The 21102-nt window shown below is 53.7% G+C and carries 19 protein-coding genes; 6 read left to right on the forward strand and 13 right to left on the reverse strand.

The window, feature by feature from the left end:
* Nucleotides 1–21: 21 nt before the first annotated feature.
* Nucleotides 22–936 carry an EF-P lysine aminoacylase EpmA gene (gene epmA / locus ACFOMG_RS01350; protein ID WP_376864305.1) on the forward strand — a complete coding sequence of 305 codons (915 nt, stop codon included), beginning with the start codon at nt 22–24 and terminating at the stop codon, nt 934–936.
* A gap of 44 nt (nt 937–980) precedes the next feature.
* Here the strand turns inward: epmA and asd are convergent, their stop codons facing one another.
* From asd to ACFOMG_RS01365, 3 genes are all read right to left on the reverse strand, one after another.
* A complete protein-coding gene (gene asd, locus ACFOMG_RS01355; RefSeq protein ID WP_376864306.1) occupies nt 981–1850 on the reverse strand; it encodes an archaetidylserine decarboxylase in 870 nt (289 codons plus the stop codon).
* 10 nt (nt 1851–1860) lie between these two features.
* Nucleotides 1861–2685: a sulfurtransferase gene (locus ACFOMG_RS01360; protein ID WP_376864307.1), complete on the reverse strand. Its 825-nt coding sequence runs from the start codon at nt 2683–2685 to the stop codon at nt 1861–1863.
* Between the two features lie 115 nt (nt 2686–2800).
* On the reverse strand, nt 2801–4489 hold the full coding sequence (locus ACFOMG_RS01365) for an HDOD domain-containing protein (protein ID WP_376864308.1): 1689 nt from the start codon (nt 4487–4489) through the stop codon (nt 2801–2803).
* 94 nt (nt 4490–4583) lie between these two features.
* Here ACFOMG_RS01365 and motA point away from each other — a divergent pair, with 94 nt between their 5' ends.
* Together motA and ACFOMG_RS01375 are read left to right on the forward strand one after the other, a co-directional pair.
* A complete protein-coding gene (gene motA, locus ACFOMG_RS01370) occupies nt 4584–5435 on the forward strand; it encodes a flagellar motor stator protein MotA (protein WP_376864309.1) in 852 nt (283 codons plus the stop codon).
* Nucleotides 5435–6466 carry a flagellar motor protein MotB gene (locus tag ACFOMG_RS01375; protein WP_376864310.1) on the forward strand — a complete coding sequence of 344 codons (1032 nt, stop codon included), beginning with the start codon at nt 5435–5437 and terminating at the stop codon, nt 6464–6466. The genes motA and ACFOMG_RS01375 overlap by 1 nt, the downstream gene beginning before the upstream one ends.
* Before the next feature lie 10 nt (nt 6467–6476).
* Here the strand turns inward: ACFOMG_RS01375 and rsgA are convergent, their stop codons facing one another.
* Entirely contained in the window at nt 6477–7517 is a 1041-nt protein-coding gene (gene rsgA, locus ACFOMG_RS01380; protein WP_376864311.1) for a small ribosomal subunit biogenesis GTPase RsgA, read from the reverse strand.
* A gap of 146 nt (nt 7518–7663) precedes the next feature.
* Here rsgA and orn point away from each other — a divergent pair, with 146 nt between their 5' ends.
* Nucleotides 7664–8209: an oligoribonuclease gene (gene orn, locus ACFOMG_RS01385; RefSeq protein ID WP_376864312.1), complete on the forward strand. Its 546-nt coding sequence runs from the start codon at nt 7664–7666 to the stop codon at nt 8207–8209.
* Nucleotides 8210–8234: 25 nt separating this feature from the next.
* Here the strand turns inward: orn and ACFOMG_RS01390 are convergent, their stop codons facing one another.
* From ACFOMG_RS01390 to ACFOMG_RS01400, 3 genes are all read right to left on the reverse strand, one after another.
* Entirely contained in the window at nt 8235–9155 is a 921-nt protein-coding gene (locus ACFOMG_RS01390; protein WP_376864313.1) for a DMT family transporter, read from the reverse strand.
* 121 nt (nt 9156–9276) lie between these two features.
* Nucleotides 9277–9978 (reverse strand): AraC family transcriptional regulator, encoded by a 702-nt coding sequence (locus ACFOMG_RS01395; protein ID WP_376864314.1) that lies wholly within the window; start codon nt 9976–9978, stop codon nt 9277–9279.
* A gap of 2 nt (nt 9979–9980) precedes the next feature.
* Entirely contained in the window at nt 9981–10709 is a 729-nt protein-coding gene (locus ACFOMG_RS01400; RefSeq protein ID WP_376864315.1) for an NrtR DNA-binding winged helix domain-containing protein, read from the reverse strand.
* 121 nt (nt 10710–10830) lie between these two features.
* Between ACFOMG_RS01400 and ACFOMG_RS01405 the strand changes: the two genes are divergently transcribed.
* A complete protein-coding gene (locus ACFOMG_RS01405; RefSeq protein ID WP_376864316.1) occupies nt 10831–11883 on the forward strand; it encodes a bifunctional nicotinamide-nucleotide adenylyltransferase/Nudix hydroxylase in 1053 nt (350 codons plus the stop codon).
* A gap of 173 nt (nt 11884–12056) precedes the next feature.
* Nucleotides 12057–13463 carry a nicotinate phosphoribosyltransferase gene (locus ACFOMG_RS01410; RefSeq protein WP_376864317.1) on the forward strand — a complete coding sequence of 469 codons (1407 nt, stop codon included), beginning with the start codon at nt 12057–12059 and terminating at the stop codon, nt 13461–13463.
* A gap of 33 nt (nt 13464–13496) precedes the next feature.
* Here the strand turns inward: ACFOMG_RS01410 and ACFOMG_RS01415 are convergent, their stop codons facing one another.
* The 6 genes from ACFOMG_RS01415 to ACFOMG_RS01440 form a co-directional block, all read right to left on the reverse strand.
* Nucleotides 13497–14450 (reverse strand): TIGR00341 family protein, encoded by a 954-nt coding sequence (locus tag ACFOMG_RS01415; RefSeq protein WP_376864318.1) that lies wholly within the window; start codon nt 14448–14450, stop codon nt 13497–13499.
* Between the two features lie 225 nt (nt 14451–14675).
* Nucleotides 14676–16136: a restriction endonuclease subunit S gene (locus tag ACFOMG_RS01420; protein ID WP_376864319.1), complete on the reverse strand. Its 1461-nt coding sequence runs from the start codon at nt 16134–16136 to the stop codon at nt 14676–14678.
* Entirely contained in the window at nt 16136–17809 is a 1674-nt protein-coding gene (locus tag ACFOMG_RS01425) for a class I SAM-dependent DNA methyltransferase (protein WP_376864320.1), read from the reverse strand. Before ACFOMG_RS01425 ends, ACFOMG_RS01420 begins: the two co-directional genes overlap by 1 nt.
* 2 nt (nt 17810–17811) lie before the next feature.
* Entirely contained in the window at nt 17812–18942 is a 1131-nt protein-coding gene (locus ACFOMG_RS01430) for a Fic family protein (protein WP_376864321.1), read from the reverse strand.
* Between the two features lie 115 nt (nt 18943–19057).
* On the reverse strand, nt 19058–19627 hold the full coding sequence (locus tag ACFOMG_RS01435; RefSeq protein WP_376864322.1) for a dTMP kinase: 570 nt from the start codon (nt 19625–19627) through the stop codon (nt 19058–19060).
* Entirely contained in the window at nt 19605–20924 is a 1320-nt protein-coding gene (locus tag ACFOMG_RS01440; RefSeq protein WP_376864323.1) for a B12-binding domain-containing radical SAM protein, read from the reverse strand. Before ACFOMG_RS01440 ends, ACFOMG_RS01435 begins: the two co-directional genes overlap by 23 nt.
* Nucleotides 20925–21102 lie beyond the last annotated feature (178 nt).

Raw genomic sequence — 21102 nt, forward strand, 5'->3', positions numbered from 1 at the left:
TTCTGTTTTGGGAGAACGCCGATGATACCGGACTGGCGTCCCGGGGCCTCTGTGGCCAGCCTGCAGCTTCGTGCCCGGCTAAACGGCCTGATACGGCAGTTTTTTGCTCAGCGTCAGGTGCTGGAGGTGGAAACCCCTGCGTTGTGTCAGGCACCTGTGTGTGATCCGAATATCGATCCCATCCCGGCTGATGGCCGCTATTTGCATACCTCACCGGAATACGCCATGAAGCGTTTGTTGTGTGCCGGGGTGGGCGATATTTATCAGTTATGTAAGGTATTTCGCCGGGCTGAAGCGGGCAGTCGTCATAATCCGGAATTTACCATGCTGGAGTGGTACCGGGTTGGCTGGCACCACCGGCAGCTAATGGATGAAGTGCAGGCGCTGCTGCAGCTATTGCTGGCTGAGCGGGTTAACGGTCGGCTGGACCTGAGTTATCGCCAGGCGCTGCAGCAATTTGCCGGACTCGACTGGCTGTCTGCCAGCGATGCCGACATTGCTGAGCGTGGCCGGCAACTGGCCGGCGCTGATTTACAACTGGGGCGCGATGGCTGGCTCGACCTGATTATGAGCCACCAGGTAGAGCCGCAACTACCGGCCGATAAATTGGTTTTTATCTCTGATTACCCGGCTTCTCAGGCGGCACTGGCGAAGATTCGTGGTCAGGGACAGGCGGCGGTAGCGGAACGTTTTGAGGTGTATTTTAACGGCATCGAGCTGGCCAATGGTTACCACGAGCTGACCGATGCTGCTGAACAGCGGCAGCGCTTTGAGCAGGAGGCGCAGGGACGTGCTGTTGATCAGTCGTTACTGGCAGCGATGTCCGCTGGTATGCCGGCGTGTGCCGGGGTTGCACTGGGGATCGATCGTTTATTGATGCTGCTACTGGATAAACCGATGGATCAGGTGCTGAGCTTTTCCTGGGATCGTGCCTGATCGTTTTCAGCCCGGCAACCGGGCTGAAAACCGTTCGCGGCTGATCAGCCAGCGTTAATTTCACCCAGCTGTTCACCCATACGTAAAGGTGAACCGGCGCTGAGATTTTCCTGCCATTGCATTTTGTCTTTTTCAAAACACAACACAACCGTCGAACCCAGCAGGAAACGACCCATCTCTTCACCTTTTTCCAGGGTGATCGGTTGTGGGCTCGGGTACGAGGTGACACGCAGCTCACGCTTCGGCGGCGTGACCAGGCCATGCCAGACGGTTTCTACCGCTGCCACGATCATGGCACCCACCAGTACCATCGCCATTTGCCCCAGTTCGGTGTCAAAAATTGCCACCACCCGCTCGTTACGGGAAAACAGCCGCGGTACATTTTCGGCTGTGGTCTGGTTAACGGAAAATAAATCGCCAGGCACGTAAATCATTTCGCGCAGGGTGCCGGTAACCGGCATATGCACCCGGTGGTAATCTTTTGGTGATAAATAAATGGTGGAAAACTCGCCGCCCATAAAAGGTGCGGCACGATCGCTGTCACCCCCGAGCAGTTCAATCAGAGAATAATCCTGACCTTTAGCCTGAAAAATGCGGCCATTCTCGATTGGACCTAACTGCGACACCGCACCATCGGCGGGCGAGACCAGAACGTTTTCACCGTCTGCAACAGGTCGTGCCCCGGGTTGCAATTCACGGGTGAAAAAATCGTTAAAACAGCGGAAGTCTTCCGCCTGCTGGCGTTCGGCTTCGTCCATATTAACGTCGAACTGTTTAATAAACCCTTTAATTAACGGGTTTTTAATCCAGTCGATTTCTGTCGCTGCCAGTGCACCAACTGTACGAGACAGCAGGTGTTGGGGAACCAGATACTGGCTGGCAATAAATAATTTATCTTTTACAGAAGTACTCACAATAATGTCCTCAGGGCTGTTCGCCGGTTGTGATTGGGGTCTGTTCATCGTTACCCCATTCGGCCCAGGAGCCCGCATACGCTTTGATATTAAAATTCAGAAGTTTACCCACCAGATAGGTAAAGCCAGAACGGTGGTGAGTCTGGCAATGGGTGGCGATTTCTTTGCTGTTGTCGAGGCCCATGCCAGCCAGCAGCTGGCGGAAGGCGTCCAGATCACGAATGCGCATGCCATTATCTGCATCCATGCCGCGGGTCCACTCATAGTTCACTGCCCCGGGGATATGGCCACCACGGGCAGAAACCACTTTTTCGCCGCTGTATTCTTTATCCGAGCGGGCATCCCAGACAGCGAAGTCCGGCTGCCCCAGGCGAGCGAGAATCTCGTCTTTGGTTAACGCAAAACCACTGTGCAGTTGTTCAACACGGAAAGCGGACGGGGTTGGCAGGTTGTTACCAGTTTCACAGGGCAGCTCATCTTTCAGCCAGGCGTGAATACCACCATTGAGATAGCTGTATTGTGTGTGGCCAATCATATCCAGTGCCCAGATCAGACGTCCGGCCCAGCCGCCACCTTCGTCGTCATAAGCAATCACATGGGTGTCCGGGGTTAACCCCAGTTCACTGAACAGCTGACTCAGCTCGGCCAGTCCGGGCAGGGCACCGGGAGTTGGTTTTTCCCCCAGCTGCAGCCGTTTAAAATCCAGATGCAGCGCGCCGGGGACGTGGTGTTGCTGGTAGGTCTCCGGTTTGCTCTGGTCAATAATCAGGGTATTGGTCAACGGCAACAGAGGTGCCAGTTGCCTGGGTTCAATAAGCAGGGGCAATGCAGACATGAAAAATTCCGGCTAAAGAGATTCGCGAAAGCGTTAGTTTATCCGAGCCTCCGGCTAATGTCAGGGAAGCTGACGATGATTTGCGTTTCTCTTGTTTGCCGGGACCGGCCAGCGGTCACTGACGTTTATCGGCGGTGTTGGAGCGCAACATAGCCAGGCTGCGGCTGGCGGTCTGGCATAAATTTTTAAACGCACGATATTCGTCGGCCGACAAACTTTGTTCGCCGTGTTCGTTATAGGCGATCACCAGGCCTACCGGAGCGTGGCCGGCGTCGATAGACATAATCACCAGCTGGGAGGGCATGATATCCAGTGTACTGGCAGGCAGGCCGCGTAAAAACTTATCGCGGTTGGCCGGTGCAATCTGCAGGCTGGCGGTTTTTTCCAGCAGTTTGTTAAACACCGAAGGTTTGCGCAGGTCAACCGCCAGCTTACGGATCGGATCGAGCTTGGCGTTACCTTCGGTATAAAACACTTTCATCAGGGTTTTGTCTTTATTCAGCAGGGTGATACAGGCACCGGATAAACCAATACCGCGGCAGACCCCTTTTAAAACCCCCCGCATCAGGTAATGCCAGTCGCCGAAACTGTCGGGCTCCTGTTGCAGCTGTTGCACCAGCTTGTTGAGGTACAGATGATCGGGCTGCCGGGGTTTATCCTGGTTCTGGTTCTGGTCCGGGTCGTTGCTCTGAGCGCTGTTCTGAGCGCCGGACGGGCTATTCGGTGTGACGCTTCCGGGTGTTGCTGTGCCTGTGCCTGGTCCTGGTCCAGGTTTGGTGGGCTCTGACTCCGGCTGGGGGAGCTTGCCCGGCGCGGGCTGAATCAGCGGGTAACTGCGCTGATTTTCTGCCAGGCGGGTATCCGGGCTCAGTAATAACGCTAAGCCGGTTGCCGTGCCATCGTTGTGATAATGACTGGCGTTCACCTGCAGGATACGCAACCCCGGCAGCAGCATTGCCGCCGGTTTGCCCGACCAGTGGCCAGCGATGGCCAGCCAGCGCTGGCTGAGTTTACTGTTTGGGTTGATATGCCAGTGCCAGGCGAGTGCGGTGGCGATCCAGGCCGTCAGGCAGGGTTGTTGTAACAGATGTAATAAGGGGCGCTGGTTGTCGAGGTCGCGCGGATCATGGTGACGTAACAGCCGCCACTGGGGAGCGCTGAGCTGGGTTTCGCTACGATAACAGTCCACCGCCATCGCCGGTAAATGAAGTTGTTTCGCCTGTTGCTGCCACTGACTCAGTTGTTCGTCACCAAAGGTATGGCGCGCGCTGGCCGCCAGATCCTGCCCTTGGCTGAGGCAATAAAACCAGTTTTGTGCCAGCTCTTCATTGATTAACCATTGCCATAACGGGGCGCTTAATAACAGTGTGCCCCAGCGCGCCGAAGAGACGGAGCTGGTGCCTTTCTGGCTGGCCCAGTGGGCGGCAAATTCTCCCGCCATATCGGCGACTAACAAGGCCCGGCGATACAATTGCAGCGCACGCTCATCACAATCGGCTTCGACCACGGGCAGCTGTTTGATCAGGCTGACCAGCTCTTTCATACCCAGTAACGACACGCAGCTGGCGGCACCGGTGATCTGGGACAAACAGTCGGGGTTCTGCTCCACGGTGTTGATCATCAGGTGCAGACACAAAGCCGGATCACGCTCGACAATTTTGCTCAGCGCGTCAAAGTTCACCTGGCTGCTTTGCATTTGTTTGCGCATCCGGGTGCGGGTTTCAGCCAGTATCGGAAAATCACGGAACTGGCGAATATCGGAGCAACGCTCTGGGCTGGGAAAAACTGGCGGTAAATGTGTCATTTCTCAATTTGTGTAACAGCGGATTGTGACCTTTACTTACTATAGTCATTTTCCTGTTCTTCGCCTGAATAAGTTGTCCCAAAGGATTGATTTAATGCTGTTTTTGTTTGGCATGTTTATTGTTTTCGGTAGCGTGTTGTATGGCTATGTGATGTCACATGGTCAGTTGCTGGCGTTATGGCAGCCGTTTGAAATTCTGATCATTGTTGGCTCCGCGTTCGGGGCTTTTTTATTGTCGAATCCGTGGCATGTGATTCTGCAGTGTTTTCGTCTGACGCCACAGATTATTTTTGGCAGCAAGGTGAATAAAGCCATGTATATGGATGTACTGGGGCTGATCTACGACATTCTCAACAAAGCGCGGCGGGAAGGCATTATGGCGATTGAGGGGGATGTTGAAAGTCCACATTCCAGTGCCTTGTTCGCACGTTATCCGGCCATTCAGGCCAATACCGAACTGGCTCACTTTATCGCCGATTATTTCCGCATTATCGCTGCCGGTAACCTGACCTCGTTTGAACTGGAATCCTTAATGGACCAGGAAATTGATGCCCGCCTGCATGAACTGGAACAACCCGGGGTGGCGGTTGGTAAGGTGGCTGATTCATTGCCGGGGTTTGGTATTGTGGCAGCGGTACTGGGGATTGTGATCACCATGGGGGCAATTGGTGGTGATGTGGCTGAAATCGGCAAACACGTTGCCGCTGCGCTGGTGGGAACTTTTTCCGGGGTGTTTTTAGCCTATGGTGTGGCCGGGCCGGTCAGCGCAACCATGCGCCATATTGCCGAAGATGAAATCAAATTATACGAAGCCACTAAGGCGTGTATTGTGGCGTCGTTAAACGGTGTGCCGCCGCAGCTGGCGGTCGAGTTTGGCCGTAAAGCGCTGTTTACTCACGGCCGGCCGAGCTTTACCGAAGTTGAAAGCAAGGTGCGTGGTCGCTGATGGAAAATCTCGGACAACATCAGAACATCGTCGTTCGGCGGGTGAAAAAAGGCAAACACGAAGATCACGGTGGTGCCTGGAAAGTGGCGATGGCCGACTTTGCTCTGGCGATGATGGCTCTGTTTCTGGTGCTGTGGGTGATCAACTCCTCCAACGAACAGGAAAAAGCCGCTATCTCGGGTTATTTCCAGGACCCTAAAGCGTTTGAGGATGGCCAGCGGGTGCCGTCTAAATATGTGATTGATCTCGGCGGTTCGCCATCGGAAGCGGATAATATCGCGATATCGGAAGTGATCGATCCGGAAAAAATTCTGCAGGCGGAAGAAATCGAAAATCTGGCCGACGTGATCGAATATCGTCGTATGATGGAAATGATGTCGAAAATCAACGCCCGTATTAACGCCAGTCCAACCCTGAGTCCGTTTAAAAATCAGCTGTTGCTGGATATCACTACCGAAGGGTTGCAGTTGCAGATTGTTGATCAGACCAAGCGACCTATGTTCGACCCGGGCAGCGCCCAGCTGAAATATTATTCCGAGGATATTCTGTGGGAGCTGGCCCCGGTGCTGGCAACCCTGGAGCATCGGTTGTCGATTACCGGCCACACCGACTCATCCAAAGCCTTTGGTGTGCGTGAAGAAGACGACGTGAACTGGGGATTATCGTCGATGCGGGCGGATGCTGCGCGGCGGGCGCTGATGGAAGCCGGGGTGCCGAAAGAACAGATTGCTCAGGTTATCGGCATGGGGGATACCGCACCGCTGAAAAAAGACGACCCGGGTAATCCGGTGAATCGTCGTATTTCGATCACACTGTTAAATAAGCATTCCGACGACAGCATTCGTGGCCGCACCGGAAAAGGTCCGGAAGTGGAGTTTATTAATGGCGAAACCACGGATGACGCTGCGCAGGATGCCCGCGATCCGGTGATAAATAAGGCCGGTTCATTGCTGGAGGAGTTACGTCAGCAACGCGAAAGCCAGGATAACAGTTACGATAACCCGCCGAACCGTGACGAAGTGTTCTGGTAGACCGGGCCGGTTATAGCTCGGTCAGGGTTTCCAGAATGCGTTTATAGCTGTTAAAGCGGGCTTCGCTGATCTCACCTTGTTCCACCGCCTGGAGAATGGCACACCCCGGCTCCTGTTCGTGGTGGCAATCGCGGAAGCGGCAATAACCCGACAGATGGCGGATTTCTTTAAAGCCCTGTAACACTTCGTCTTCCGACATATGCCACAAACCAAACTCACGGATCCCCGGCGAGTCGATCAAATCACCACCCTCAGGGAAGTGATACAGTCGTGCGGTGGTGGTGGTGTGGCGGCCTTTTTTGCTGGCATGAGATAAGGCGCCGACTTTTAATTCTTCATCCGGCAGCAGGGTATCGATCAGTGACGACTTACCGACCCCGGACTGGCCAACAAACACGCTGATGCGACCATTCAGGAAGTCTTTAAATTCACTCAGGCTGCTTTCCTGTTTGCTGCACACCCGTAAGGTGCGATAGCCCAGTTGCTGATAGGTGGCCAGTAATTCATCAAACCGCTGCTGGTTGCTTGCGTTGATCAGGTCGGTTTTATTGAGCAGCAGGATTGGCTCGATATCGCAGTTTTCGGCAGCCACCAGGTAACGATCAATCAGGTTGGCATGGGCTTCCGGCTCCGGCGCAATCACCAGCACGATAAAATCGATATTCGCGGCCACCGGTTTAATTTCGTTATACGGGTTCGGGCGGGATAACTCGGACTCGCGGGGTTGTACCATTTCCACCACACCGGTGCGGATGGTATCACCACTGGCGGCCTGTTGTTCCGGCCCGGGGCGGAACACCACCCGGTCGCCGGTCACCAGCGAACCCAGATTAGCGCGCAGATAACAGCGATAACTGCTGCGCTGGGCATCTTCCACTTCCACCTGGGTACCAAAGTGCGCAATGACCTGGCCGTGAATTTCTTCGCCCAGTTCACCGGCGTTCAGCTTCTCGGAAATATCCTGCTCTTTGCGTTCTGCGCGTTTGGCTTTTTCCTGCTGAATTTTTTCGACCCGCCATGTCTGGCGTTTGGTGAGTTTGCGTTTGGCCATGGAACCTGTGATCGTGGCTGAATAAAGGCGCTATTCTCGCGGTTGCCCGGCCCGGGTGCAAGCGTTGTGCCTGATAGCGCTTGCGCTGGGCTTGGTGGGGCTGATGCATGTTGCTAGACTAAGGCCCTGTAAAAAAGGCGGATGGTATGAATCAGAAAGAAAATCTGGTCTGGATGGACCTGGAAATGACCGGGCTGGACCCGGAACAAGACGTGATTATTGAAATTGCCACAATCGTCACCGATAAAGACCTGAATATTATTGCCGAAGGGCCGGTACTGGCGGTGCATCAACCCGATGTGCTGCTGGATGCGATGGATGACTGGAACACCAAAACCCATGGTAATTCCGGCCTGACTAAGCGTGTGCGGGAAAGCCAGACCAATGCCCGGGCGGCGGAGTTACAGACACTGGAATTCCTGCAACAATACGTGAAGGCCGGGGCATCGCCGTTATGTGGCAACAGCATTCATCAGGACCGGCGCTTTCTGGTGAAATATATGCCCGAGCTGGAAGCCTATATGCATTACCGCAATATCGATGTCAGCACCCTCAAAGAGCTGGCGAAACGCTGGAAGCCGGAAGTGGTGTCTTCGTTTAACAAAAAAGGCGCGCATCAGGCACTGGACGATATTAAAGAGTCGATTGATGAAATGTTGCATTACCGTCAGCACTTTTTAGCACTGGACTGATTCGCTGGGTTAACGGCAGTCACGATTATTCAGCCACGCCACCGGTGTGGCTTTTTTTTGCCTGACGTTTTTCCGCTTGCAATACCAGACAAATTAAAATCAACAACATGCCGAACCAGCCGGCTGGCGTGAGTTGTTCTCCTACCACCAATACCGCCATCAGAGTCGCCAGAGCCGGTTCCAGTAAGGTTAACAACGTCGCCTGGCTGGCACTGACAACACGCAGGCCATAACCAAATAACAGGTAACCGATAAACATCGGGCCGAGCACCATATACACCACAATGGCGCTGTTGCTGAGCGACGCCAGCAGGTTATCTCCCACCACCGCCAGTAGCGGTAATAACACCAGCGCCGACAAGCCGAACTGACTGGCCATCGCACTGGCGGAGGCCACGCCCTGTTCAATCAGCGCTTTGGCGACCCAGGAATACAACGCATAACTGGCGGCGGCGACCAGTCCGAGGGCGATGCCGAGTTGATAATCGTCGCTCAGTTCGCTGTTGGCGGGTTGTTGCAGCGCCAGTAATAACACGCCACTGCTGCCGATGAGAAAACTGCACAGCCAGCGTACTGAGGGCCAGCGGCGATAAATCAGGCCTTCGTACAGGGCGGCAAAAAACGGCGCGCAGGCCAGAGAAATCACCGAGCCAACGGCAATACCGGCAAATGCCATAGCGCTGTAAAACGCCAGTGGATAACTGCAGACGGCCAGTCCGCCCAGCAACAGGAGATAGCGTTGCTGATATAAACGTCCGCGGTCGTGCCATAAGCTTTTGCGCGCATACAGCAGCAGTAACAGGCCACTGCCGCCCATGGCGGCGGCGCCGATCGCCAGCGGGCTGATGCCCTGGGTAAAACTGGCCGCTGTGCCTGTGGTGCCCCATAAAAAACAGGCCAGCACAATGCTGCTGATCGCACGATAGTGAGGGGATAAAAAACGCATGTTACTGACCTGACGGATAATGGCTGAATGAAACAGGCCGGCAGTGTAAGGCTACATGGAATATGAAATTGTGCAGATCGGACACTGTTATGCAGCGCAAAGACGCTTTGTGGGTTCCTCTTTATTGTCGCATTTGTGACGGAGAAAGCCCGAAGTACTGGCGAAAACGGCGACTGAAAGCAGAACCATCCAGATAGCCACAATGTTCAGCAATGTGCTGAACCGGCAGGTCGGTATGCAACAATAAGGCTTTGGCTTTGTTCATGCGTTGCTGGCAGATATAGCCCATCAGTGTTTGCCCGGTGTGGCGGCGAAACAACGATTTCAGTTGTGTCGGGCTCAGATGTGCCTGTGCGGCCAGCTGGCTGATGGTCAGCGATTGTTGTAATTGCTGGTCGATGGCGGCAACGACCCGGCGAATCCGGCTGTCGACCAGACGGAAATCCTGTTGCTCGGATAACAATAACCAGAAGGTGCTGTGCAGCTGTTGCTCGATCGCCGGATTGACCTGAGCCGACAGCTGAGCCTCAATAAATTCACAAAAACGCTGCAGTGCCGGGGTGATGGCAAACACCAGTTGTTCAGCCTGCTGCAGATTGGCCGGTAACTGATCGAGATCCGCCACCACAAAACGGGCGGCTTCGGCCGCGGCAAACTGATGGCTATTCCCCTGATGAATCACCACACATTCCCCCGGGCTGACCAGCCCCTGAAACCCGGGTTGTTGCAGGCGAATACTGCCTTGCAGAGGTAACACCAGCTGATGAAAATCATGCTGGTGGGCATTGGGCTGGCGGCTGTAACGACGGATGGATAACTGCATCGTCAGTCGCCAAACACCCGGGTAAATAAGTGACGCTCGCTGCCGGGTGCCGGGATATACAGTGCCGCTGGCCGGCCTTTGCCGCCAGCCGGGACCCCTTCGCCAACTTCTTTTAATAATTCGGCATTGGCAATGCGGCGGCGGAAGGATTTTTTCTCCAGCTTTTTATCCATCAGTAATTCAAACGCCTGCTGCAGTTGAGTGAGTGAGAAGGGCGTCTTCAGCACATGCAGCGGTAATACCGTATACGCGGTTTTATGCTGCAGCCGCTGGCGTGCCTGCTGGATCAATTGCTGATGATCAAAGGCCAGCTCCAGTGTCAGAGCCTCGCTCAGTGGCCACCACTGGGCATCGGCAACGGAATCGACAAAGCCGGCGCTGGGGGCATAGGGAATTAACGCCATATACAGAGTGGTAACCGACCAGCCACGCGGGTCACGGTGTTTATTGCCAACACTGACGACCTGCTCCAGCAGTGGTGCATCAACGCCGGTTTTGGTCAATAATTTGCGCCGTGCGGTGATATCGATATTGGTGTCTTCCTGCAGGTCGACAAAGCCACCGGGTAACGACCACAGGCCCTTGTGGGGAAAGTCGCCGCGTTGTACCAGCAACACTTTAAGCTGGTCGTCGTGCAGGGTAAAAATAGCGATATCCACCGAATACAGCGGCGCATCAAACTGCTGGCGGTTATAGCTGGCCAGATAGGCCTGTTCATCGGATTGTTTCATTTTGCGAATATCTTGACATTGGTGGCATAACGCCAATAATAAGCCTTTGCCCGATTCCGGGCAACTGTCATGCGGCGGGAAAGACCGGCCGTTTAATGTCTCACGGCAAGGAGCTTGCTGTATGTCTTATGAATTCGATTTTGCGGTCTTTATTGGCCGTTTTCAGCCTGTTCATCAGGGTCACCTGCAGGTGGTGCGTAGCGGCCTGGCACGCGCACAAAAACTGATTGTATTACTGGGTTCAGCTTGGCAGGCACGTAATCCGCGTAACCCCTGGAGTCATCAGGAACGTGAGCAGATGTTGCGCGGTTGTTTATCGGCCAGCGAAAACGAGCGGTTAATCTGTTTACCGCTGATGGATGTGCCTTATAACGATGAACTCTGGGTACGCAACGTGCAGAGTACGGTTTCCGGGTTGGTAACCGCTCACCACACAACGCCGTTACAGCCACCCCGGATTGCTTTAATCGGACACCGGAAAGATCAGAGCGGTTTTTATCTGAATTTATTTCCACAGTGGCAAAGTATTGCAGTCGATAATTATCACGGCATCAGTGCCACACCGTTACGCCAGCAGTTTTTTGATCGCAGCCGTTGTGCGGCGTTATTACAGCAGGACGAACGTTTGCCAGCGGCGGTACAGCAGTGGCTGGCAGAGTTTGCCGCACAACGGCCAGAATATCAGCGCATCTGTGACGAAATTGATTTTATTGGCCAGTATAAACAGGCCTGGCAGGCGGCGCCGTATGCGCCCACCTTTGTCACGGTGGATGCACTGGTGGTGCAGTCGGGTCATGTGTTGCTGGTCGAACGGCGTGCCAACCCGGGCAAAGGGTTGTGGGCGTTGCCCGGTGGTTTTGTCGATCAGCAGGAGCGGTTACTCGATGCCTGCCTGCGTGAGTTGCGCGAAGAAACCCGCTTAAAAGTACCGGCACCGGTATTGAAAGGTTCGATAAAACGCCAGGCGGTGTTTGATGATCCTCACCGCTCTGCCCGTGGCCGTACCATTACTCATGCGTTTTATATCGAGCTTGATGCCAGTGCCAGCCTGCCGAAAGTCAGAGGTGGTGACGATGCCCGTTGCGCCCGCTGGCTGCCGCTGGGTGAGCTGCAACCACAGCAGTTGTTTGAAGATCACTACTTTATTATTCAGGATTTACTGGGCCACGCCTGAAGCCCCTGATCAGCGCCACTGTTCAGGGGTTATACGGGCTGAAATTTTTTCTTGCTTTTTAAGTGGCGTTAAGCCACTATGTATTTCATCGAACGACGGGAACCGTGGTTCAGCGACAAACCAGCACAGGACAGACCAGTGCTGTTTCATCATCAGACAGGAGGAGCTCCGTCATGAACAATATGATTCTGAATACCGATTCGTACAAAACCTCACACTATCTGCAATACCCGCAAGGGGCAGAATATGTTTCCAGCTATATCGAATCTCGCGGTGGCGATTATGCCGAGACGCTGGTGTTTGGTTTGCAGGCATTTATCAAAGAATATTTAACCCGGCCGATCAGCCGTGCCGATATTGACGAAGCGGAAGCGGTGTTAACCGCACACGGTGTGCCTTTTAACCGCGCCGGCTGGGAATATATTGTTGAGCAATACGACGGTTTTTTACCGGTAGAAATTCAGGCGGTAGAAGAGGGCACGGTGTTACCGGTGGGTAATGTGATGGTGCAGGTTCAGAACACCGACCCGGCCTGTGCCTGGTTAACCAGCTATCTGGAAACGGCGTTATTACGTGCCATCTGGTATCCGACGACGGTGGCGACGGTATCCAAAGCGTGTAAAAACATCATTGCTGATTATCTCGATAAAAGCGCCGATAACCGTGATGGCCTGGCGTTTAAATTACACGATTTTGGCGCCCGCGGAGCCAGTTCAGAACAGAGCGCCGCTCTCGGAGGTGCGGCGCACTTAATCAATTTTATGGGTACCGATACGGTATCGGCACTGATGGCCGCCCGACGTTATTACGCTGCGCAGATGCCGGCCTTTTCGATTCCGGCGGCGGAGCACAGCACCATCACCAGCTGGGGCAAAGACGGCGAAACCGACGCTTACGCCAACATGCTCAGACAGTTCGGCGGCGACGGACAAGTCGTGGCCGTCGTTAGCGACTCCTACGACTTATGGAATGCCATCGACAATCTGTGGGGCAAAACGTTAAAGCAACAGGTGGAAACCATGGGCGGCACACTGGTTATTCGTCCGGATTCCGGTGACCCGGTTGCGGTGGTGTGCGAAGCCTTGCAGCGCTTAATGCGGGCGTTTGGCTACCGTACCAACAGCAAAGGCTTTCGCGTATTACCCGATTGCGTACGCCTGATTCAGGGCGACGGTATCAGTGCCGCCACCATTGACGCCATTCTGGCGGCGTTAACCGCGCTTAACATCAGTGCTGAGAATATCAGTTTTGGTATGGGCGGCGAGTTATTACAGAAGGTGAACCGCGACACCCAGAAATTCGCTATGAAAGCGTCGGCCATTTGTATTAATGGCCAGTGGCGCGACGTTTATAAAGATCCGCTGACGGATCCGGGTAAACGTTCCAAACGTGGCCGTCTGGCGCTGATCAAAGATGTGGCTGGCTACCAGACCATTCGTCTGGAGCAGCTGGCCGGGCAACAGAATTTGTTGCAGCCGGTATTCCGCAACGGCCGTTTGTTACGGCAACAAACCTTCGATCAGGTACGCGCCTGTGCCGCCGGGCAAAGCGACATACCGGTGTCTGATAGCGCGGCATAAGCTCAGTAATTCTGCTGTATCGCAGCGCTTAAGCTAGCGATACAGCTGATACAGCAAATAGCCGATTAATGCACACCAGAATATAGCGCCGGTAACAAACACCAATAATACCGTACGTTGTTTGTTTGAATCGCGTGGTTTAATGCCTTTAATACGCATGGTCAGCTGGGCCGTCAGATTTACCGAAGCTATATTGGCAATCAGCAGCTGAGTAGCGCCCATGGCTTCCGGGTATGCCCCAAGTCCCAGACAAATACCAATGGTGACGGTGGGCGGTAGCAGTGCTACGGCGACCATTACCCCGACCAGCACGGACGATACCCCTGTCATGATAGAAAGTGCTGCGGCGGTACCTGAAGCAAGCGCGAGGGCCAGCCCATCCAGACCGACGCTGGTGCGGGCAAGTAACTCTTCGGTGAAGTGAATATTGGGATAAAATAGCGCGATGAGCAGTGAAATCAGTAACGCAGTTGTAATGCCGACAATCAGTGTGCGGGCAGCACTGAGCACGCCATTTATCTGCCCCAGTGTGGTGGATAACGACAGTGCCAGGTTAGGCCCGAGTAATGGTGCTATCACCATCGCGCCAATAATCACCGCGACGTTATTCTCAAGCAACCCAATAGCGGCGACGATCGTGCTGAGAAAAACCAGCATTAAATAGTGACCGTCGAGCTTGCTCTGAGTTTTTAATTCACTCAGCAGGGCTTCACGCGAAACGGTACTGGTACCATTTCCTTTGCTGCGGTCGTAGGGCAGCGCAATTTCCAGAGGATAAGCCAGTACCCGAAAATTACTTTTTCCTTCCATCACTTTTTGTAGCTGATCGAGAATTTTCTGAGACTTGGATTTTTCGATCAGAATTTTAATGGCTATTTGTTTCTCACTATGGCTACTGATCCAATAATCTGTTGCATCATTTTGTTTGGCGATACGAATAATTGCATCTTCATTGGACAGCGGAGCAATAGCTTCAATAGTAATCATAAGATTATCTGACTCCCGAATTAACGAAGGATTATGGTATGTCGTTATGATCAAAATGGCGAATAGTAGCTGATTTATGAACCCAAAAGGGGAAAAACAGGCTCGGTCAATATGAATCTCTTACCGCGGATACTTTCCTTATCGTTGCTGAATAGTGAGGTAGCCGCTTGCCAGGCGGCATTGGTTCGCAGAGTTTATAAGTCTCAGGGTTGATCCCTCAATCCTTTATCGTGTCTGCTTGGTGGCAGTAACCGCATCGGTCTTTTTCTTGCGGGGCTTCTTAGCGGCCTTTTTCTCAAGCGCGAGTTTTTCACGCTCGGCCTGTATCTTCGCCAGCAGGGCTTCGGCGGAGTTGTCACCGCTGATCAGCTCCGGGTTGGCGGCGCGCCAGCCGGCCGTCAGTTCACCCCGGAAGGCTTTGGCCAGTATCGACTGGGTAAGGTTGTTCACCTGCTCCAGTGCCGCTGCGGCTTTCTGTTCGATTCTGTCGGCGAAGGCAAAGAGTTCTTCGACGCGGCGGACGATTTCGGTTTGTTCATCGATGTCCGTATACGGTACAGGAAGTTCCTTGATTCGCTTTAGCGCCAGTTTACCTTGCGCTCCAGATTTTATTTCTAACTGTATTAGATCTTGTAACTCCTGAGAACGAAGCCAATAGGATAAGAATTGACTTTTAATCGGTTTCTTAAACTCAGTAATTTTTGCAGCATTCTCAGTTAAATTCGCACCTGAGTAGTGTTGAGGAATAACCCCAGCGTCACCAATTGATGCACCTACTATTGTTATGTATAAATCCCCAGGATTAACTGTATAGCGACTTATCTTCGCTTGAGTCTCTGCTGTAATAAATAGCTGTTTAGATCGTGCATCACTCGTGTTGATAACTGTGCCTTGCTTCAACTGGCCAGCTCGTATATACGGAAATCCAGTATTTTCTTCTACTAGCTCATCACCTTTTGGTAGTCTTTTACCGCCTTTTACCTCACCGATGTCATCTATCACCAATGATTGCCAAACAGTCCCTTCATTTTTCCGCCACTCCTCCGTCAGCTTCCCACTCACCGCTGCGGCCAGTACCGACTGGCGGAAGCGTTTGATGATGTCCGGGATGCGTTCGAGGCGGGCTTTGGTGGTGTCGACCTGTGCCAGCAGGGTGTCGAGTTTTTCGGCGATGACTTTTTGTTCGGCGAGGGGAGGGAGAGGAAAGCAGTATGCCTGAACGTCAGATGATTTCGCAGCCGGATAGAGAGCACCTTGTACAGCACCACTTATTGAATCAACAAACTCTTTGGATTTGGTTAAAGCAAAAATATAGCGGCTGTCTACCAACAAAGGATGAATTACCTCAAATCCTGTTGAAGCTATTTGCTCGTCAAACTCACCACTTACCAAAGCAACTGCATTTAAGTTAGGTCTTGTCAGTGAGACAAGTACGTCTCCTTGCTTAATAACCTTTCTAGCCCGACTCGGAGCTTCTTTACCGAGGAGCTTTTGAGGCGATTCGATTACTTTTAAATCTCTGTTGATGCTACCAATATCAACATAGGCAAATGATTCCTCGTCGTCTGGCTTTCTTTGAGAAGCTTTCAGAGAAACGTCGCTTATCTGCGAAAAACACCACCCCTCCGGCAATGGATTCCCGCCTTCGCGGCGGTCCGGCGTTCCGGAATGACTGTTGGCAGCCATCACTCCACCCCTTCCAGCGCTTTTAATAAACCATCAAGCTCACTCAGTGCGCCTTCCAGTTCGTCTTTTGCTTCGCGGGCGAGTACGTCCGGCTCGGGCAGGCTGGCGGCGTCGACGCTGTCTTTATCTTTTAGCCAGCTGATGTCGAGGGAGTCGCCTTTGGTGTTGGCGATCCAGTCGCGGCTGAAGCAGCGCCAGCGGCTGTGACTTAACTCATCGCTGACGTCTTTGTTTTCTTCTATTGCGTCGGCGTCAACGTCGATGTCGCGGGCGTCGAAGGAGTATTCCCCTTCTTTGCGGTTGGCGAGGTCGGGCTGGCACTCATTTTGAGTGTCTGTGTCGGGGATAAGATCCCCACCCGCCGGTTGGGCAAAATAGACCGCTTCAAACGGTTTTAAATGATTTTCGGTAAAGGGCGTGCGTTTACCAAAACTTGGCATGTTAGTACGCAGGTCGTAGACCCAGACGTTGTCGGTGCAGTTTTCTTCCTGATGTTTGTCGGTCGCTGAGCCCTTGGTAAAAAACAGTACGTTGGTTTTTACGCCCTGGGCGTAAAAAATACCGGTCGGCAGGCGCAGAATAGTATGCAGGTTGCATTTATTCATCAGGTCGCGGCGCACGTCGGTGCCGACACCGGCTTCAAACAGGACGTTATCCGGCAGCACGACGGCGGCGCGGCCACCGGGTTTTAAGTTGCGATAAATATGCTGTAAAAACGCCAGTTGTTTGTTGCTGGTTTTAAACGTTAGGTCGTCGCGGGTATTGCTGGCTTCGCCGCCTTTGCTGGTACCAAACGGCGGGTTGGCGAGAATAATATCGGCCGGTTTTAAAGATTTACCGGCGTCGCCCAGAGCGTTGCCACCTAGAATGACGCCTTCGGAGCCTTCAGCGCCATTTGAAGAGCCACCCTCCATGCCATGCAGCAGGCAGTTCATCAGGGCTAAGCGGCGGGTATTGGGTACAAGTTCGACACCGACAAAGGCTTTGTTGCGCTGAAAGTCGGCGTCTTTGGCGTTCAGGTCGATGTAGTCGTCGGTCTGTTCGCGCATGTACTGGTCGGCGGCGACCAGAAAGCCTGCGGTACCGGCGGCCGGGTCTTGTATCACTTCGCCCGGTTGCGGGCGGATGCAACGCACCATGCTGTTGATGAGTGCGCGCGGGGTAAAGTACTGGCCGGCACCGGATTTGGTTTCAGACGCGTTTTTCTCTAACAGGCCTTCATACAAGTCACCGAGGCCGTCTTTGCTGGCGCTGAACCAGTCTTTGATTTCGTCGAAGCGTTTGATGATCTGCTCCAGGTGGCGCGGCTCACGCAGGCGGGTCTGGGCGTCGGCGTAAATGGCGCTGATCAGCGGGTCTTCGTGTATGGTGATTTCTACGGTTTTACTCGGATCGGTGAGGTCGGGCACCGTGACTTTACCAGTAGAGAGCGCCAGCAGAATACGTTTGTAGTCGTCGAGCAGGTTAATGCCGGATTTACCGCTCAGGTCGGTCCAGCGGCAGCCTTCCGGCAGCGGATGTTTTTTCAGCACCCCGGCTTCGGTGTTTTCGTGCACCATTTTAATAAACAGCAGCAGTACCAGCTCGGTGACGTAGTCGCTGTAGTTGATGCCGTCGTCACGCAGTACGTCACAGAGGTTCCAGAGTTTTTGTACGATGTCGTTGCTGGTCATGGTTATTCCTGGTTCAGTACGTCGATGTAGGCACTGTAAGCAAATATTCGGTTACGTTTCTGGCCGGTGAGTTCGCGGACGATGTTCAGCTCCGGCTGCGATAATCGGTCGAGCACTTTACCTGCCGTGGCGGGGGTGATGCCAGCCTGTTTTACCAGGGTGGCAATATTGATGATGGGGTACTCGAATAACACGTCGAGCACCTGCTGCGCAGACGGCGCCATACGGCCAAGGCTGCTGAGCTGCGCCCGGTGTTCAGCCCTGAGGGCATTGAGCTGCTGTGCGGTGTTTACCGCCTGTGTGGCGGTATCGGCTACGGCATCGACAAAGAACAGCAGCCAGCCTTCCCAATCGCCAGTCAGCCTGACCTGCTGCAGTTTGTCGTAGTAGACCTGCCTGTGTTTTTTAAAGAACACAGACAGATAAAGCAGTGGCTCAGCCAGTACTTTGCCGCCGGTCAGTATCAGGGGAATCAGCAAGCGCCCCAAACGACCATTACCATCCATAAAGGGGTGAATGGTCTCGAACTGAACGTGTGCGAGTGCTGCTTTAATCAGTGGATCAGTGGCTTCAGGCACATCATTAAGAAAGCGCTCCAGCGCTGCCCAGCATTCTGCCAGTTCGTTTGCTGGTGCGGGGACAAAGGCGGCTTCGTCGGCACGGTGGCCACCGATCCAGACCTGATGTTTGCGGAATTCGCCCGGCCCTTTGCTGATGCCTCTGCCGGAGGTCATCAGGGCTTTGTGCATATCAGTCAGCAGGCGGTAAGCAATGGGTTCGCCTTCGCGGATGCGGTGTACGCCCAGCTCTAAGGCACTGACGTAGCACGAGACTTTCTGCACGTCGTCCATCGGGACACCGGGCAGGCCTTCCATTTCGTAGAGCATGAGGTCGCTGAGCGAAGACTGCGTGCCTTCGATCTGCGATGACATCACGGCTTCTTTGCGGACGTAGCTGTACAGAAACAAGCGGGCATCGGGCAGTAAAGTGCTGATGGCATCAAGCCTGCCAAGGGCCAGCATGGCGGCATTGATACGACTCTGGAGCTTGCTGTCCATCAGTAAGGCAGGCTGCGGCGGCAATGGCGCAGGTATAAACGCCTGACACGCCACTCCGCCTGCGATGCTTGGCACGTATGTGCCTGTGACTCCCCGATCCATAGGGGCTCCTGAAGTTAAAATAAGCGAAGCTATTATTTTAACTTAATTCTAAAGATAAAATAAAGGAGGTGTTTATTTTAGGTTAGGACTAACGGTTGAGAATCAAATGCCTGTTAATACATTGCCTCACGAGCAGCACGGCCTCGTTTTCATCGGCTCCTGTGAGATCCAGCTCGATATCACACATACTTTTCAGGCGGCTTATCACCCCATCTCTGAACTCAGAGTTGAGGGTTTCGATGTCTTCGGCAGTTGTGCCGCGTTGCTTTAGCCTGTGTTGCCGATCTGCCTCATCGAGAGTCAGCAGGATGCTGAGGTGCGGTTTTATGGCCTGGCTGAGCATTGCATTGAGATCAATCGTCACCCCTCGCTCGAAGGCGTAGGCAATGGTGGAGGCGCGGTAGCGGTCCATCACTACGGTTTTACCTTGCTTGTTGAAGCCACGGGCTTTTTCACCTTCGGCCTGCACAGTAGCGGCGTAAAACAGTGCTCTGGCGGTCTGGCTGTTGCCCAGGCCGTTGATGATGTCGGACCGGATAGGCAGCAGCTGTGTACCGGGGGTGGTCATCAGCTGGTAACCGCATTCGCTGGCAAGACGACGGGCCAGTGTGCTTTTGCCGACGCCGTCCAGTCCTTCAAGCACGATAAAATATGGCATTGTTTTGCTCCTTAGATACATCCTTGAATAAATCGTTGAGGTGAGTGGTATCGGACTCGCTGGTTGCTTCGGCGAGCCTCTGCATCTGACGGTACTCCTGATGGCTAAAGCTGTTACTGGCGATAACCTGCGGAATGGCCTCGTTGTCAGATTCCACCAGCCCGAACTCTTCGCGTTGTTTATCGAGTTCGGTGCCACGCAGAATCATCAGTGGCCAGGCGCGGATTACCGGCACCTGCTGACGCCAGCACCAGCTCAGGGATTCGCGGAAGCTGGCGAGTGTCTGCTTCGGCAGGCCATAGATCAGCGAGACCTCGAAGGGGATGTTACGGGCCTTGAGCTTTTCAATAACACGCTCGGCCATATCCAGCCGGTTGGGGCGGCCAATGGCTTTTCCTTCTTCGTAATCTGTCGTCTGCAGGCCGAATTCGAGAACAACGTTCAGGCCTTTGAGCGTATCAAGGAATTCGTCTTTCACCGATTCAAAACGGCATTGCAGAGCCAGTTGAGCTGTGAGGCCCACTTCTTTGAACATGGTCAGTAGTTCGACGGTGCGTTTACTATCGAGGTGAAAGATTGGGTCAAGAATCGAGATACGTTTAACGCCTGCCTGCGCGAACAAGCGGGCTTCTTTGGCGATGCGTTCATAGTCGAACTGCTTTTCAGCCAGTTTGAAGCGATTACCCGATTCACGATGCTGGCAAAAGCTGCATTTAAACGGGCAGCCGCGCATGGTCTCCCACCGGATGGACTCGCCGGGGGTCATTACCCCGGTAAGCCAGGGTGACGCCAGTTGCTCAAGATCAGTTTCGGCTTTCTGGTTACGGTCTTCAGAACCGACAACGTGAATGCCCAGATGCTCCGGCCTTTCACCTCTGGCAAGTGCCACCATGGCCAACTCGCCGTGGCCACGCACGAAGATATTGGCATAGGGATAAAGACCTTCAAGTGTGCCTTTCTCTGCGTATGAAATCTGCGGGCCGCCCAGAACCACTGGTACCGAGGTGACGTTATGAATCACCTCGGTCAGCTTCTGAGTCACAGGCTCGTTCCAGATGTAGGCGCCAATACCGACCAGACACTCCGAGCCCTGAACTTCCAGCTCATGAATCGCAGCCAGAACTCTGGCTTCTAACCGGTCGTAATCAAAGTCTGGGGCGTTTACGGCATCTTCGATCGCGGTGTAGTGAATACCCGCGGCTTTCAGCGACGCCAGAATCGATGCCGCGCCAAGGTTTGAGCGGCCGTCTTGCGGGCGCTCCCAGTCGACGGAGACAAATACGATGTGCTTATTCATCGCCCACCTCACAATCTGCTGGATTTGGTCAGATGCCAGCCATGCTGATGAGGGCATTCGTAGACACTGAGCGTAATACCGCGTTCTGCTCGTAGGCAATCTGCGCGCTTCTGAGCGGCCTTCTTGCTCTTGTATAACTGCTTGGGCTTTCCTTGGCTGCTGGTGCAGTGGTGACAGG

It is taken from the genome of Bacterioplanoides pacificum, from assembly GCF_042648445.1.
GTDB lineage: Bacteria > Pseudomonadota > Gammaproteobacteria > Pseudomonadales > Oceanobacteraceae > Bacterioplanoides > Bacterioplanoides pacificum.